This window comes from Bradyrhizobium sp. USDA3516 (assembly GCF_057651995.1).
Genome location: NZ_JBYGYN010000005.1, coordinates 165,542 through 180,972 on the forward strand (window position 1 = coordinate 165,542; position 15,431 = coordinate 180,972).

The 15,431-nt window shown below is 56.0% G+C and carries 12 protein-coding genes; 4 read left to right on the forward strand and 8 right to left on the reverse strand.

What is annotated here, in order from left to right; translation table 11 throughout:
• Positions 1-149: 149 nt before the first annotated feature.
• From AC24YW_RS17835 to AC24YW_RS17850, 4 genes are all read left to right on the forward strand, one after another.
• Positions 150-2,405: a polysaccharide biosynthesis tyrosine autokinase gene (locus AC24YW_RS17835; RefSeq protein WP_487483940.1), complete on the forward strand. Its 2,256-nt coding sequence runs from the start codon at positions 150-152 to the stop codon at positions 2,403-2,405.
• A 211-nt stretch (positions 2,406-2,616) separates the two neighbouring features.
• Positions 2,617-3,165 carry a hypothetical protein gene (locus tag AC24YW_RS17840; RefSeq protein ID WP_487483941.1) on the forward strand — a complete coding sequence of 183 codons (549 nt, stop codon included), beginning with the start codon at positions 2,617-2,619 and terminating at the stop codon, positions 3,163-3,165.
• On the forward strand, positions 3,156-3,572 hold the full coding sequence (locus tag AC24YW_RS17845) for a hypothetical protein (RefSeq protein WP_487483942.1): 417 nt from the start codon (positions 3,156-3,158) through the stop codon (positions 3,570-3,572). Before AC24YW_RS17840 ends, AC24YW_RS17845 begins: the two co-directional genes overlap by 10 nt.
• Positions 3,573-4,779: 1,207 nt before the next feature.
• A complete protein-coding gene (locus AC24YW_RS17850) occupies positions 4,780-5,487 on the forward strand; it encodes a class I SAM-dependent methyltransferase (protein ID WP_487483943.1) in 708 nt (235 codons plus the stop codon).
• Between the two features lie 151 nt (positions 5,488-5,638).
• Here AC24YW_RS17850 and AC24YW_RS17855 read toward each other — a convergent pair whose 3' ends face one another.
• From AC24YW_RS17855 to AC24YW_RS17890, 8 genes are all read right to left on the reverse strand, one after another.
• Positions 5,639-7,639, reverse strand: a complete 2,001-nt coding sequence (locus tag AC24YW_RS17855) for a right-handed parallel beta-helix repeat-containing protein (protein ID WP_487484221.1) — start codon at positions 7,637-7,639, stop codon at positions 5,639-5,641.
• A 5-nt stretch (positions 7,640-7,644) separates the two neighbouring features.
• Entirely contained in the window at positions 7,645-9,006 is a 1,362-nt protein-coding gene (locus AC24YW_RS17860) for a hypothetical protein (RefSeq protein WP_487483944.1), read from the reverse strand.
• A 175-nt stretch (positions 9,007-9,181) separates the two neighbouring features.
• Entirely contained in the window at positions 9,182-10,336 is a 1,155-nt protein-coding gene (locus AC24YW_RS17865; RefSeq protein WP_487483945.1) for a glycosyltransferase family 4 protein, read from the reverse strand.
• Between the two features lie 36 nt (positions 10,337-10,372).
• Positions 10,373-11,581, reverse strand: coding sequence for a glycosyltransferase (locus AC24YW_RS17870; RefSeq protein WP_487483946.1), 1,209 nt, complete (start codon positions 11,579-11,581; stop codon positions 10,373-10,375).
• Positions 11,582-11,607: 26 nt separating this feature from the next.
• On the reverse strand, positions 11,608-13,083 hold the full coding sequence (locus AC24YW_RS17875; protein WP_487483947.1) for an oligosaccharide flippase family protein: 1,476 nt from the start codon (positions 13,081-13,083) through the stop codon (positions 11,608-11,610).
• The gene (locus AC24YW_RS17880; RefSeq protein WP_487483948.1) at positions 13,080-13,967 is read right to left on the reverse strand and encodes a glycosyltransferase family 2 protein; all 888 of its coding nucleotides are present in this window, start codon (positions 13,965-13,967) and stop codon (positions 13,080-13,082) included. The genes AC24YW_RS17875 and AC24YW_RS17880 overlap by 4 nt, the downstream gene beginning before the upstream one ends.
• 12 nt (positions 13,968-13,979) lie before the next feature.
• A complete protein-coding gene (locus AC24YW_RS17885) occupies positions 13,980-14,585 on the reverse strand; it encodes an acyltransferase (protein WP_487483949.1) in 606 nt (201 codons plus the stop codon).
• Positions 14,582-15,427, reverse strand: coding sequence for a WecB/TagA/CpsF family glycosyltransferase (locus tag AC24YW_RS17890; RefSeq protein ID WP_487483950.1), 846 nt, complete (start codon positions 15,425-15,427; stop codon positions 14,582-14,584). The genes AC24YW_RS17885 and AC24YW_RS17890 overlap by 4 nt, the downstream gene beginning before the upstream one ends.
• Between the last annotated feature and the right edge of the window lie 4 nt (positions 15,428-15,431).

A 15,431-nucleotide genomic window follows, 5' to 3' on the forward strand; every position in this document is an offset into this window, starting at 1 on the left:
CCGCATCGAGCGCGTTCAATTGCAGGCAGGCTTGTGCTAGTGTTGCGCGCAGCGCGGGTTTTGGCATCGGGTTTGCCCCGGATGCCATCAGGCTTTCGGCCAGCATTGATCCCAAGAACACACATCGATCCATTTTCAGGAATTGCTAGATGTTGCAGGTGAACAAGCCGACCTCGGAGATCAACCGTGATTTCCCCGAGGCCGACGGCTCCCCGTCGCAGACGCTGACCTCCTACCTCGACATCGTCCGCCGTCAGTTCCCGACCATCGTCGCGATCGTCTCGGCCTGCGTGATCCTGGCCCTGCTCTACCTCTTCACCGCTGCACCGCAATTCACCTCCTCCGCATCGATGGTGATCGACACCCGCAAGGTGCAGCTGTTCCAGCAGCAATCCGTGCTCGGCGACATCTCGATCGATTCTGCGACCGTGGAAACTCAGGTCGAGATCCTGAAATCCGAGAACATCAGCCTCGCGGTCATTCGCGACCTGCGTCTGGTCGACGACCCCGAGTTCACTGGAGCCGGCGGCGGCCTGCTCGGCACGGTTGTCGGTGCGGTCTCCAGCTTGATTTCCGATGCGCGCGCGCCATCCGAGTTCGAGCAGACTCGCAAGGCGCTGGAACGCTTCGAGAAGAGCCGCACCGTCAAGCGTCTCGGTCTCACCTACGTGATGGAGATCAGCTTTACCTCGAAAGACCCGGCGAAGGCGGCAAAGATCGCTAATGCGATTGCGGACGCCTACATCGTCGACACGCTCGAGGCCAAGTATCAGGCGACTCGCCGCGCCAGTGTCTGGCTGCAAGACCGCATCAAGGAGTTGCGCACCCAGGCCTCCGCCGCACAGAAGGCAGTGGTGGACTTCAAGACAGCGAACAACATCGTCGACACCGGCGGACGGTTAATGAACGAGCAGCAGCTCGCGGAGGTCAACAGCCAGCTAATCATGGCGCATGCGGCGACCGCCGAAGCCAAGGCGCGGCTCGACCGCATGAACGATATTCAGAAGCAGGAAGTCCCGGATGCCAATGTCGCCGACGCGTTGAAGAACGACACCATCGTTAAGCTGCGCGCGCAATATGTCGATATGGCTTCCAAGGAGTCGATTTGGTCTGCCAAATACGGGCGGGACCATCTCGCCGCGCTGAACCTGCGCAATCAGATGGCGGAGATCAGAAAGAATATCCAGGACGAACTGAAACGCATCCAGGAGTCTTATAAGAGCGATTACGACATCGCAGTGACGCGCGAGGAAGCGATTAAGTCGAGCCTAGCCAATGTCGTCTCGGAATCGCAGCTCACCAATCAGGCGCAGGTGCAGCTCCGCGAACTCGAGAGCAACGCACAGTCCTATCAGGCGATGTATGATAATTTTCTGCAAAGATATATGGAAAGCGTGCAGCAACAATCATTTCCGATCACCGAGGCACGCGTAATCAGCGCTGCGACCGCGCCGCTCAAGAAAAGCTCTCCGAAGAGCCTGACGATCTTGGCGGCGGCACTACTCGGTGGCTTCATGCTTAGCTTCGGAGCGGCAATGGCGCGCGAACTTACCGACAAGGTATTTCGCACTACTGCACAGGTGGAAGAAGTTTTGGGTGCAAACTGTATCGCGATCCTGCCGGCGCTCGGCGTCTCGACGGCCATGCCGCGGCTAGCGGGAAAACTTGCGCGAGGGGGGAGCAGCCCCGAGCCGGACTACCTCCGCTATGTCGTTAATCATCCCTTGTCCCGCTTCTCGGAAGCTGTACGTTCGCTGAAGGTCGCCGTCGACCTTAATTCCATCGTGCGCGAGAACCGCGTTTTGGCGGTTACTTCTACCCTCCCCAATGAAGGTAAGAGTACGCTTTCGACCAACCTTGCTCAGCTGATTGCTCATGGGGGGGCGCGAGTAGTCTTGGTGGACTCCGATCTGCGAAACCCTTCACTCTCGCGAGCATTGGTTCCCAACGCGCAAATTGGCTTGGTCGACGTCGTCGCCGGGAGGGTGCAGCTGGAGCACGCATTAGTAGTCGACCGTGAGACTAGTCTTTCCATCCTGCCTGGCGGCACCACTTCCAAGCTGTTGCACACCAACGAGATTCTAGCGTCAAAGGCGATGCGCGAGTTGATCACAGAGCTTCGATCTAAGTTTGACTATGTGGTGCTCGATATGCCGCCGATGGCACCCGTCGTGGACGTGCGCGTTACTTCATCTTTCGTCGACTCCTATGTGTTCGTAGTAGAGTGGGGAAAAACCAGGATCGACGTGGTCAGGCACAATCTCCGCGGTTCGCCCGAGATCCAGAACAAGCTGCTTGGCGTAATCTTAAATAAGGCTGATACCAAAGAGCTTGCCCGTTACGAATCGTATCACGGCCGCTACTACTACCAAAAATATTACGCCCGCTATGGGTACGTTGAATAGCGGGCGACAAGTGTACGCGCTTTATGTAGGGCGCGGGGTGCTGCTGTTGGGAGGCCTTGCTAGCCTTTTCTGGGTAGCCGCGGTGCTGCCGTCGTTCTGGCGTACGGTTTGGGCCGGTGAGACGTCAGCTCGGATAATCGCACAGGATCGTTTCAAGCCGGGCGCTCTAGTTGACATCCTAGGAGTAGTTGGAGACGAGCCTACACCCGCGTTGTCGCAGTCCAAACTGGCACGCGCGCGCGCGTTAGTCCGACTCGGGGTTGCGGAAGAAGCGATGGTGTGGAGGAGCCCGAAAGAGGCGGATCATGAAATCGATACCGCACAAGCGACTCTGAATTCGGCTCTCGCACAAAGTCCCTCCGATCCGTTTCTCTGGCTAATGATGTACTCGGTGGATACGCTTCGTAGCGGTTTCGACAGCCAGAAGATCAGATACCTTGCGCAATCTTATGCTTTAGGCCCGCACGAAGGCTGGGTGGCCCTTCGGCGGAACCGCCTAGGACTTGCGATATGGCCGATGCTTAGCGAGGCCATGCAGGCCGCCGTTATTTCAGAGTTCGCCGAAATGGTCGACTCTGGTTTCATAGAAGACGCGGCTCTCAATCTGATGGGGGTGGGCTGGCAATATCGCGAACGCCTGCTAGCGTCGCTCGATCAGGTGGACCTTGTCTCCAAGCGAACGCTCTACAGACGACTATCGGCTGAAGGGCTCAAGCTGATCATTCCCGGGTTGCAAGTAGATGAGAGGCCGTGGAAGTGATGAAGCTGTGTATCGATTTGCACAAGTACCGGACGGCGCTGATCGTTTGTTTTGGCTTGTCTCAGCCAGTGACGCCTTCCTATTCTCAGACCAATTCAACGATTGTTCCTAAAGTAACTATGCAAGGCCCGGCGGAACAGACTGGCGCGCCGGCTCTTCGCGATGCCCTAGGTCGCCCGTGCCTGGACGTAGAAGCTGCTGCGGTTACGCACAAAGTAAATCCAGAAATGGTGGATCACGTTGTGAGCGTGAAGAACAACTGTCTGAAGCTGATCAATGCGCGAGTATGTTACTACAATTCGGACCACTGTAGGAATATCGTCCTGCAGCCCTACAAGAGGGAAGATACTATCTTGGGTACGATGCGCGGGGTTAAAACATTTCGTTACAGTATTACGCGGAAGTAGGCGAACTAAGGCGAGGCCCAGAGATGTCGAATGCAAGGACGACGTCAACGTCGGTCGTTCGCTGACGGCTAAGCGCCAGGCCGTTGAAGTGGCCGTATTTGAGCGGGCGCTCGGTCGGTCCCGTCGAGAGCTCGGCCTGCGCGCTTTAATGCCATCGTGCTGAGTGGATAAGTTCCGGCAGGAGCCCACAGCAGCAACGTGGCACCCACCACGCCGGCGCCGGGATGTTGCCTGAGCAGGCTTCGGAGATCGCCCAGCGGCGCGAGGAGAACAAGCGCCTGCATATGGAGCGCGGCATTTGGGAAGCCAATCGAGATCGTCGCCAGGATTCAGGCATGACCTTCCGTTTCATTGCCGATCACCGCGAGGCTCGTCCGGTGAGGTTGATTTGTACATGGCCCGGCCTAAGCCGGGAGCCTCGTGCCACTTCCAATTCTTCGCTGCTGGTCGAGGTCCGACAGGTTCATGCGAGAGCAGCCAGTGCCTATGGCAGCCCCCGGTTCCACGCTGTCCTGCGAAGCGAGGGACGTGTTGTCAGCGGGGGCGGATCGACCCGGACATTTGCGATGATGGCGGCCAATCAGGTGGGACAATCCCGCCTCCTGTTGCCAAGTAGCTAAATCGCTGTTGCGTGACCCATGATCTCAAAGCCCCTGACATATGGAAGAGGATGGGAGCTCAACTCGCATTGCGCTGGAACAACGCCATGTTCGACATGCATCGACAGGATTCTGTGCTGAACTGAACATGCGTCGCATCCAATTTAATGAAGCCGGCGCAGGCTCTGCGACTTACGGCAGCAACCTTGCGTTGGTCTGGACTTGGGTGTCGAACGACGCCCCTTCGGCAAGGATGCTCGTCTTCGGAGTTACGCCACTAGAGAATAACACCAGTGAGGCCAATGCTGCTCTGCGGCGCGGGCCTTCAAGCTCGCTTTCATTAATCTCGGTGGCGCGTTCGATTGCGCTGCAGATACCACCCATTTATGTCACCACTGATGCTGCCGGTTCGCGCGTTCACCAAACAAAGCGGGGCATGCCGCTATTGAGACGGTTATCGAGGCTGCACGGCCCTCGTCAACTAGACGTTTGCTGCCTGATCGTGTGTCGTGCAGGTTAGGCGGAAGCGCAGCATTGCCCCACTAAAGCTGCTGGTTGCGACGCTTGGAGACATAGGATAGCCTAATCACGGTATTTGAGGGCATTGCGTGACAGACCATTCCGTTCACTACTACGACCAAACCGCGGCTCGGTATGACTCGCTTCACAGTGAGACAACGAATCCGGAGCATACGAGGGCGCTAGACCTTGGGTGGCCAATATTCCGAGATCTCAACGTAGCTTCGGTTTTGGATGTTGGTTGTGGTACCGGACGGACCTTGACCTGGTTGCAGCAGAGGAATCCCTCTCTCAAGCTAGTCGGCATTGAGCCATCCAACCGCATGCTGGACATTGCGAGAGGAAATCTGCCGAACGCTGACCTCAGGCAGGGAAACGGCGAGGCACTTCCGTACGAGCTCGGTTCGGTTGATGTGGCGGTCGCGACAGGCATCATGCATCATGTAGACGATCCCGCTAAAGTCATTTCCGAAATGTTTCGCGTCGCCAAGAAGGGCATCCTCATCAGCGATCACAACAAATATGCGTTTGGCGGAACGATAGCTCGGAGGCTGCGCATGGGCCTTCAAATGGTAGGTTTGCTGGACGCCTTCACCTTCGTGAAACAGGGGTTCAAAAGTCAGGGGTATTCCGAGGGCGACGGCTGGTGGTATCCGTACTCTCTCCTGGACAACTATCACCAGATCGCAACGGAAGCGGCTAGATTGTATGTTATCCCGACAAAGCCCCCAAAGGCCGGACTATCGAACCTCGTTTTCGCAGAGACGCACATCTGTGTGATTGCGATCAAGGCGTAGTGCTTAGGTCATTTGGCGCGCGTAGCGCGGCCAATCCCCGCAGTGCGTCGCGTGATGCTCTAAGAGTTGTCTAAACTCGTCTACTCTTTTTGGGAAGATCGAGTGACTCTCGCGTCCTCGAAACCAATCCAAACAATCACAATCCGAGGAGCTACCTACGCCATTTTGCCTGGTTCGCCAGAACGTTTTCGAGCGTCCGTCTTATTCCAGTGTGGCCCACTAATCCTGCGTTGTTCGGCAAGTTTTCTGATAGCGTCGCGAGCAGGTCATTTAGACTTTCACGGGCGCCAATCCATTTTGAAGCTGAAAAATTGTTCTCTATGAACACTCGTTCATTGGCGGTGCGTCGGAAATCAAACGAGCGCCCCTCAAAGACAAGATTGTTTAGGAACCGATTTCCGATCGGCGCTCCCGGCGTTTCGTAAAGGAGTTTAGGTAGGGTCGGATAGCGCTCGGCGTAGATGCCGAGTTCATAAGGAACCGAAGCAAGACGTCTTCTGATAGTGCTATTCGGATTGGAAACATCGTGGGAGTCTAACCCCCGATCATCGAGAAACATCGCACTTCCTTGAGGGGCAACAAATAGATTTCCGACAATCTGATTGTCTCGACCACCGCCGACGAAGATCGGTCGTCCAACCCGGAGAAAGACGTTGTCGCGAACCTCGATGCCACTCAACATATCATCAAGGTAGATCCCCTTTATCTCCTTTGGTCGAGGCAGGCCGTCATCCGCTTTTTCAATCGACAGTTCATTCGCCGGCAGGATATCATGAAAGTAGTTGCCTGTGATCTTCGTGCCGCGCCAAGTCCAATCCCGGCCCGCATAGATCGCTCCAGCATCGCTGGTCTCGGTCACAGCGCGGGTGAGCTCATTTCCAGAGATCAAGTGGTCGTTGCCAGAGAAGCCGATAGCAATGTGTGGAACGTCTGAAATGTAATTGTCGACAACACTGTTTCCGACACCATTGACTTGAACCGCGGGGTTATAGGTTCGCTTGATCTGCGAAGTTTCATTGATTGTCGAATTCCGGATGATATGTCCCGCGGGCAACAACAGCGACCGGTTTCCGCCGGATAGCGATACGCCGGTCCCTCCGATGTCCTTTATTGTTGCCGCATCGACGGTCACACGTTCGCCGCCGCTCACTAAAATTCCGACGCCGCCAATGCGATCGACACGAATATTGTTCAAGTTGATGTAGTTGCTATGGGTGACTTTAACGCCGCTGTCACGCGCCAGCGTGAAGCGGATGCCCTCAATTGACACATCTGAGGAGTCGGCAATGTCCAAAAGGCTAGTTGCGATCGGAATCTCGACATTCGGCAGAGCAGTGTCTCCCGGGTAAGGCCGCAGGAAGATGCGGCCTCCGACTGGGTCAGGCAAATACTGCCCCGCATCCTTCAGGTCCGCTGCTGCTCCCTGCACGAAGTAGCGAAAGCCCGGCTGCGGTACATAATGCTGAGTAAGAGATAGGTGGAAGGTTCTCAGCTGAGGGTCGAACGAGGCATTCGCGAGCTCGTAGTACCAGTCGTGCCCGAAGTAGCCGCCAACTGACAAGCCGGTAGCCGTCTCCCAATCACCCGCCTTTTCGGGTGGTGCGGCAAACACGAGCCCCTTCGGATCGGAACTCCTTGGGAATGCGGCGATCGCATAGCCGTTCTTCGGCCATCGTGCACAAGAGAGGCGTTGATCGCCCTGGTAAACTGTGATGCTGGATGCGGCAGCGCAGCCGACCGCCTTCTCTCCAGACCGAGCCCACATGCGCCGCACGTCATCGCCTACATCGACTACGAGTACATTGTCGCTCGCAAGTCCCGGCGGAAGGCTCTCGCCGGGATGTAGATGACGCGTCGGATAAAGAGCGCTGCCGTTGATCTCAGTATTTCCACCTTCAGCGCCGCGAAGCACAAGTCGACCTCGCCCTGAGATTCGAATCGGCTTCGTTATCCGGATCTTTCCTGCAGGCAAGTGAAAGGTGTTTCTCTCATCGTCATTTACCGCTTCCAAACCGCGCAGGATCGCCCTTGTCGCGTCCTCGGACGGCAGAGCTAGTCCGATCAGGTCCGATCGACCGTCGATCGCTAAGGCCGACATCGGCAGCCAGAACAGCGATGCTGTTAGGAGAGTAAAGAAGCGGAGCCGCGCCACGCCGGTCAAGCCATCTGTTTTCGGCGATCCAGGATCCAATCTGCACCGCAGGCGGCGACGCAAACGTAAACCAAGGTCGTGATTGTTCCAAATAGCACCGTAGACTGGCCCATCATTGCCAACACCCAGTTTCCGACGAGAGTAAGCCATAGCGCCTTCTTGACTGGGTGAGGTTCAGACCAAGCCAGCCTGCACATGACAAATACGCCGGCCCCAACGAAAAAGATTATGATAGCTCCGTACCACTCGTATGCAAACCAAAGTTCTGTGATCAGGCCGAGACGAATTCCGAAGGTTTGGTTGAGTATTTTCATGAACGTTCGCGCCGAGTCGTGAGAGATCATGTCTCTCTTATCCATTCCCATGATGGCGAGCATTGAACTATTGAGCATTGATCCAATAGTTGATTTGATCCAGTCGTAGCCGTGCGCCCACGCCGCTCTCGGATCATAATAGTAAGTTACGAATATCGAATCGCGAAATTCCGTTCCAAGCGTCATGACTTGATCGAGAGAGCTGCCTTTTCCCCTGTCGACGAACCCAGTTCTAATCAGATGCATGAAAACACCAAAGAACGCAGCTAGAGCGGCCGCACCTATCACGAACACGGTCCTACGAACAGGAGCCATGCTCGGTAGGATTAAGTAAACGATCGCAATGACAGCGATCATCATATTCAGACGTTTCCCTTCCGCGGCACTGGCAAAGAGACAAAACATCAGATAGCAGCCGAATGCTGCGGCTTTCAACAGAGTCCTCGAATTGCGCAGATTTAGGAAGACGACAATGGAAGCGGTGGCCGTAACGATAGCGAACGGATAGAGCGGGCCCAGCTGCAGGTTATACAAATCATCATAGTAGCTCCTCCCGCTGAGAACAGGCGGAGTTCCGTAAAATGCGAAGATTGAGAGGATGTAGGCAGCGGGAAACGCTATGATGAGCAGCGCGCCTGGAGTCGTCGCGTACTTGTCATGGCATAACATTTCGCCTTCTCGCGGTGAGAACAGGTAGCTTACTGTCTTTGCGCCCAGTGCTGCTGCCAGAATAAAGACCGCATAAACCGTCGCATAAGGCTCAATGCTCGGGAGGTGGTGTGCCGTCCAGCTTAGACCGAATTGGGCTGCTGATGGATACGAAATTGATCCCATGGCGTACCACAGGGTCCATGCGTACATGGTCCACTTGCAAAATGTCGAAGGTATCGTCGCAATCACGAATACGCCCACAGAGAGAGCCGCGACGGAGAGCGTTGATGGCCAGAAGATGTCATCGCCTGCGAATGCACGCAGCACGAAGTAGATGCTCGGCACGCCGAGTGCCAAGCCAAGGATCGAAATATCCGCCGGCAAGCCCGTCCGCTTGGTCATCCCGGCCTTGAGAGGACCGAGCGACGGTTGTTGAGAATCTCTAGACAAGCTGTTCCCCAACTAGTTCATGGTCGGCATTGTACACGTAGGTCAAAAATCGTGTGAAATGAGTAGCGCTTGGAAATTCTGCCTTCCGGCTCGACGACCGCCGGACAGCGCGCGGTAGGCTGCCTGGTTAATCATTCAAAGCGCGAAGGACGCCCTCGGCGAAACGACGTGCCATTTCTTCTATGGAAAACGACTCAGAAGCCCGTTTAGCCTCCATCGACATCGCATTAAGTTCGGTAGGGCTTCCCGTCAGCAGTTTTTCAACGGTTCGGGCATAGGCCACTACGTCAGTATAGGGTTTAACGATAATGCCCGTTCGGCCATTCTCGATATAGGCAATTTCAGGGCTGTGCCAGGGATAGTCGGTGGTCACCAGGGGCAGACCCAGAGTTGCCGCGTCCAGCACGGCGAGACCCACCAATCCTGGCATGAGGAACAGCTTAGCCAGCGACATCAGCTCGACTTTGTCGGCTCCGAACCGCGGGCCAGTTACCTTTAACCAGAGCCTTGACCTCGCTGCATGCTCGACTTCGGCGAGCCCGACGCCAGCACCTATGATGATTAGTTCGAAATCTTCCACAGTCGAACGTATCTGGTCCGCCGCAGCGATGAGGAAGTCGAGCCGCTTGTCTTTATGGAGGCCTCCGACAAAGATGGCCACATTATTACCAACTAGGTCGAGCTCTCCGCGTCGTGCCGCTAGGCGGCCGGGTGTCACGTCGCTCGCAAATCGCCGCAGCTCTGATGTATCTATCGCGTTATTGAAGACAGTCACTCGTTTGCCCGGAAAGCCAAGGTCTACGAGATGGCGCTTGGTTTCTTCGGTGTAGGCGAACCACCAATCGGTTTTGGTGGCCCAGAAGCGCTTCCAATGCTCAGCGACCGAATTGGGGTCGCGAGCTTGGAAGTTGCGTCCGTGTCCAAACATTGCGATCCGGGGCCGAACGGCGCGCGGTAGGGTCTGCAGGATGTAATTCAGAAGGTGCTTATTCTCTTGGCCGATGATCGCGAGGTCGGCGGCGAATACATCGCGAAGTGCTGGTTGCCAGAGTAGCGACCCGGCACGGGCATTGAGATAGACATTCTCAATTTCTTTTCCCCAGGACAATCGGGCCGTATCGTTCTTAGCCAACGCCTGTGCGTTCGGTTGTCCGCTGACCACGAGGTAGTCGATACCCTCTCTTTCCAAGAGCAGACGAACCCGTTCGTGAAAGGGTATGCGGTAGTGCGTCAAGATGGCGGTGAGAAAGCAAACTTTAGCTGTCAAACGAGTTTGTTCCACAAAGTTTAGGTCGATAGCCGGATCTGTTTCGCACCATCAATCAAAGCGTGAGTTGACGGCATGATGCCCGTCGATCGGGCTCCCCTCGATTACGGTGCTGTAAATCTTGCTTAGTTTGCCGAGGCTGACTGTTGGCGTCATCTGCCGACGATATTGCTCGTGAGCGCCTGCGATGAGGCTGTTCAATCCGACAGCATTCAACTTCGACGTCTGTTCCACGGCGGCTTTCAGGGCACTGGCGTTGCCCGGCGCGAAAAACAGTCCGCTACGTCCTTCAGCGATAATGTGCGGCAGCGCTCCGAGACGGCTCGCGATCACCGGTGTACCTCGAGCGAAGGCTTCGACAATGGTCATCGGAAAATTCTCGTACCAAGTTGAAGGCACGATGAGTGCCTTGGCGGTGGCCATTTCGGCGAGCACACGGTCTCTGCTCTGGTATTCGAGAAATGTAATAGCGGGGTTCATCGCAGCTGCAGCGACGACTCGGCCCGCTAGCGGCCCGCTTCCAATTACTACGAGCGGTTCCGAGCAATCGAGCCACGCTTCGAGTAAGCATTCGATTCCTTTCTCAGGGCTGAGTCGTCCGGCGAAAACAAACCCTCGTCGTGCGGCTGCAGGGAGAGGGGGACTATTCGCCTCTGCGCAAAAATTCGGTTTGACGGCTATGCGATCCGCCGGGAGGCCCGAGTTGATGAACATACCTCGCGCAAACTCCGTCAGGGCGATAAAGCAGGAGACCTTGTGTTTCCATGTTCCAACAAGAGCGTGATAGCCGATCATGGATGCCACGGTCACCGAAGCAGGGACGGAATTGCGATAACAGCGATGGCGCACCGCTCGCCACGGCAGATGGCCAACGCAGTCCTCGCATGGGCGGCCATCGCGCATCAACAGGCCGTTGGCGCAAAGCAGACGATAGTTATGTAAGGTTAACACGCTTGGAATCTCTGCCACAGCGAGGGCATCGAAGAGAGACGGGCTCAACAGCGGAAAAAAATTATGGATGTGAACGATGTCAGGTTGCGTAACGCGTATCGCTTCTGCCATGCGTTTGCGACCGTTTAGATTGTAGATGGTTCCGACCGCCGTTCGAATTGAGGCGCACGGGCCGACGATGGCGTCATTGCTGACTTCGAGTGTCGTCACCTCGTGCCCGGCGCTTGCCAACAGCGCACGCTCGCTTTCAAAGACAGTGTCCTCGCCGCCGCGCTGCTGATACTGATTATGAGCGAGTAGAATCCGCACGATCTAGGTGTCCTTGCCCAATCTCATCATCGATCGACGATCGAGGTACAAACGGCAACAGCCTTCTCTCGCCCTGCCTCGTGACTTGCTTTCCAGAAGCTCGGAATGACGCTTGGAACGAAGGGTACGAGTACGACGCCGGAAATCAGACCATAGCAAGCGAGCATCAGAAGCGGGCTGAAGTTGAAACTGTTTAGGCTAAAATCGAGCAGCAACAGCGTGGTTACCAAGAGCACGCCGCTCAGGACCGTAGGAATGAACGTTGCAGCGATTGCTGTAAGAGGTATACTTAACCAACGGGACACAAACAGCAGACCGACGACGAACATAACAGCTGCGGAGACGGCGAAGCATTGAGCTATGCTGACGCCGTCGTTGCGTCCGTCAACAAGCGCTAGGCCGCCAAGCGTGACGAGCGACATGACAGCGACGACATAGCGCTCGCGGTTTAGTCCGCAGGACTCCTTGAACACAACGGCGAGGGTCGAGATGGCGAAGAAGGCGCTGGCGCAAAGTGCTGGACGTAAGATCACTGCACCGTCCATCCACTGGTTACCGAAGACGAAGCTTACGACCTCACGGGCGGCGAACCATCCCGGCACAGCCAAAGCCGCGGACGCGAAGGCGACGAGCTTCAAGAACTCAAGGAACTGCAAGCGGAGTGCGTCGATGTCATCGTGCAGTTTGGCGATGGCCGGCATGATAACGGCGATCGTGCTGCCAATTGCAACTTGGAAAATCAGAAGTGATAAGAAATGCATGCGCTGGTATAGGCCGAGCTCGCTTGTTGTTGCGTGTAGGGTGTAGATAAGGACCGGAAGCTGAAGCCAGAGCGTGTCGAGGCATCGCAGGCCTGAGATCACGATCGCGTTGTGCAACGTCGTCAATAGACCTCTTAGATCTAGGCGCCACTCGATCATTATAGGAGCCGCCAAGGACGAGCCTGCGGCGACAATTATGGTGGTTATCAGCGCTCCAAAAAATAGGCTCCACACGCCCGCTCCGAGCAGAGCAAGTGTGATTGTAGTGAAGCCGTTACCTAGTAAAATCGCGATGAACGTGATGCGGCCGATGGTGGCCGACTTCAGGTTGCGTTGCAGAAGCGCGACGCTTGGCGTAGCGACAAAGTTTAGGATAATGATCAGGCCTGAACACAGAATAACTGTCGATTGTTGCGGATTTAGCGAAGTGTCATTCCAGGGTCTTGCCATCCCGACCGCCAACAACGTCAACGCTATGAACATCGAGATTGCGAGGGCGGCGGCATAGGCGTTTGTGATGTCGCCCGGCGTAACCGCAGGGGATCTGATCAGGCTGGTTGACAGGCCCCTGCCGCCGATGGTTCCGGAGATGGCGATAATGGCCCCAGCCACGGCAAACTGACCATAGTCCAATGGGGACAATAGACGTCCCACTACGGCAGTCAGGGCGAACTGCAGAATGGCGGTAGCGAGCGAGAACAAAAAACTATGTCGCAGCGCTTGAAGCAACAATCGGTTCACATGCAATTCCTTTCGGCCGCGTGAGACCGGCGCAAGCCTTGAAAAGAACACGCCAACAACTTAAAATAGGGAGCGGCTATCATTACCGGCGCCCACACGCCGAAATTGCGCGAATAGGCGATGCTCGGACGCAGCGGATAGCCGAGTGGATGATGTAACCGCCTGAACCGCGTTCGTAGCGGAATTCGTGGGTCGTTGAAGTCATTGCGCCCAGTCAAATTGACATCGCAAATGCCTGCGTGCCCGGGCATGATCCAATTGCGCGCACCAGCGCGGCGCGCCTTAAAGCCGTATTCGTAATCGGCATGCATCTGAACATAGGCCGGGTTGATATTGCCTACCCGCTCAGCGACGGGGCGAGGTATCAGAAGAAAGTTACCGTTGACGGTCGTACATTCGCGTAGCTCTACCATGTCCGGTGGTACCATCTTGAACTTCCATGGCAGTATTGATCTTGACCGGACGTAGCCGCTGTACGTGGTTTCATCTGAAGAGGGTGACCGCATCGCACCGATGAGCAAATGCATGCTGTTATCGGTTTCCGCAAGTTTTCGGCTTGTGTGGATAGCCCGTGACAAGGTCTCTGGAAACAGACTCACGTCGTCATTGATCCAAAGGTAGAAGTCGTGTCCCTCTTTGAGGGCTGCGCCGTAAGCTACCCGCATGCCTCCGGCCCAGTAGTAATTGCCGTCGCCGTGATGCAGCCTAACTGTGGGAAATTGCTCAGCTACCGCCAAGCCCGTCCCGTCCGAACTCGCATCATCGAGTAGATGGACGACGAGCTCGATGTCGGATGGTAGCGGGCTTGAATAGAGTCTCGTGAGACAGGCGAGCGTTTGCGCTCGCCGATTGAAACTTGTAAGACAGACGGCGATTGTGATCATATCTGAACGATTTCAAGCACTAGTTGGTGAGTCGGGGACTCTTCCAATCACGCGCGCCGGCACGCCAGCGGCAATCGAATAGCTCGGAATGGTATGAGTGACGATACTGCCAGCAGCAATAATGGAGCCGCGCCCTATGAACGCTCCTTTGGCAATCAAGCAGCGGGCCCCTACAAAGACATCATCTTCGATTACGATAGCGCGGCTGATCTTGTCCCAAGCGGGCACCGAATACCTTCGATCTTTGTGCGCATGATTATGAAAGTCGGTATCAAAAATCAGCACGTCGGCGCCGAGCAGACAGCGTTGGCCGATACGCACGGACATGGCGGCGCAGATCACTGTCCCGCTCAATCCGCTATGAGCGCCGATGTGCAACTCAGCGCCCGTCGCGAGCAACCGCAGAACAACAGGAGAGCGCACACCGAGCGCCGTCCCACGAGGATCGCTGACAAGAGCAACGTTATTGCCGATCGCTATGGTACCCAAACGACCGCCAGTGATAATGGGTAGCCCGCGGAAGGCCACGTCCTCGCCAAGCCGAACATGTGCCCACTTCGCTAACAACTTGCCGACAAGTGTTGTAAATCGCCATTTCGCTCCGAGCAGGCGGCTCATCGTCGAGCATCTCCGAAGTGCCGTATATCCTTCAGAAGGGAAATTCGCCGCACAATCTCCTCGCGTAAAGCTGCCACGACGAAACGCGGCACGAGGATCAAATATCTTCGCCAAAGTCGGCGAGGTTCGCTGTAGAGACGATATGCCCACTCAAGGCCGTTGTTGCGCATCCACCGAGGCGCGCGTTTCACCGTTCCTGCGTGGAAGTCGAAGGCAGCACCGACGCCAATGAAGACGCCGCGACCGATTGAGGGGCTAGCCTTCATAATCCAGTATTCCTGCTTGGGGCTGGAGAGGCCGACCCACACGAAGGACGCACCGCTCAACCGGATGGTGTCTGCCTCGGCTTTCGTTACATCATCGAGATCGAAATCAGGGCCGATTTCCCGCATCGGCGGGCATAATACGCCAACTACCTTAAGGCCTGGGTGACGATCACAGAGTTGCCGCGCCATCTCTTGGGCAACACCTGGCCCGCCACCGTAGAAGAAGTGTCCCTGTTGCTTTTCAATCGACTTCCGGCACATGGCGTCTACCAAATCGGCGCCTGTCACACGTCCAATTTTTGCGCCGAAGCCTTTGGCGCGAGCGAGCCACACAAGGGGCGTTCCGTCGGCCACCACGAGATCCGCCAGCTCGTGCAGTTGCGCAAGTCGCGGTTCGCGGACGGCCGCCATTAAACTAGCGGATTCTCGAACAAATACCGCTCGATGATGCGGGCCATTGGCCCAATTCATGATGATATCTGCAGTGCTGGGAAGATCGATTGCGCAGACAGGAATACCCAAAATGCGCACCTGTATCGGCTTGCTGTTCGCGGCGTGGGGAGTAGGCGTGGTCATCGGC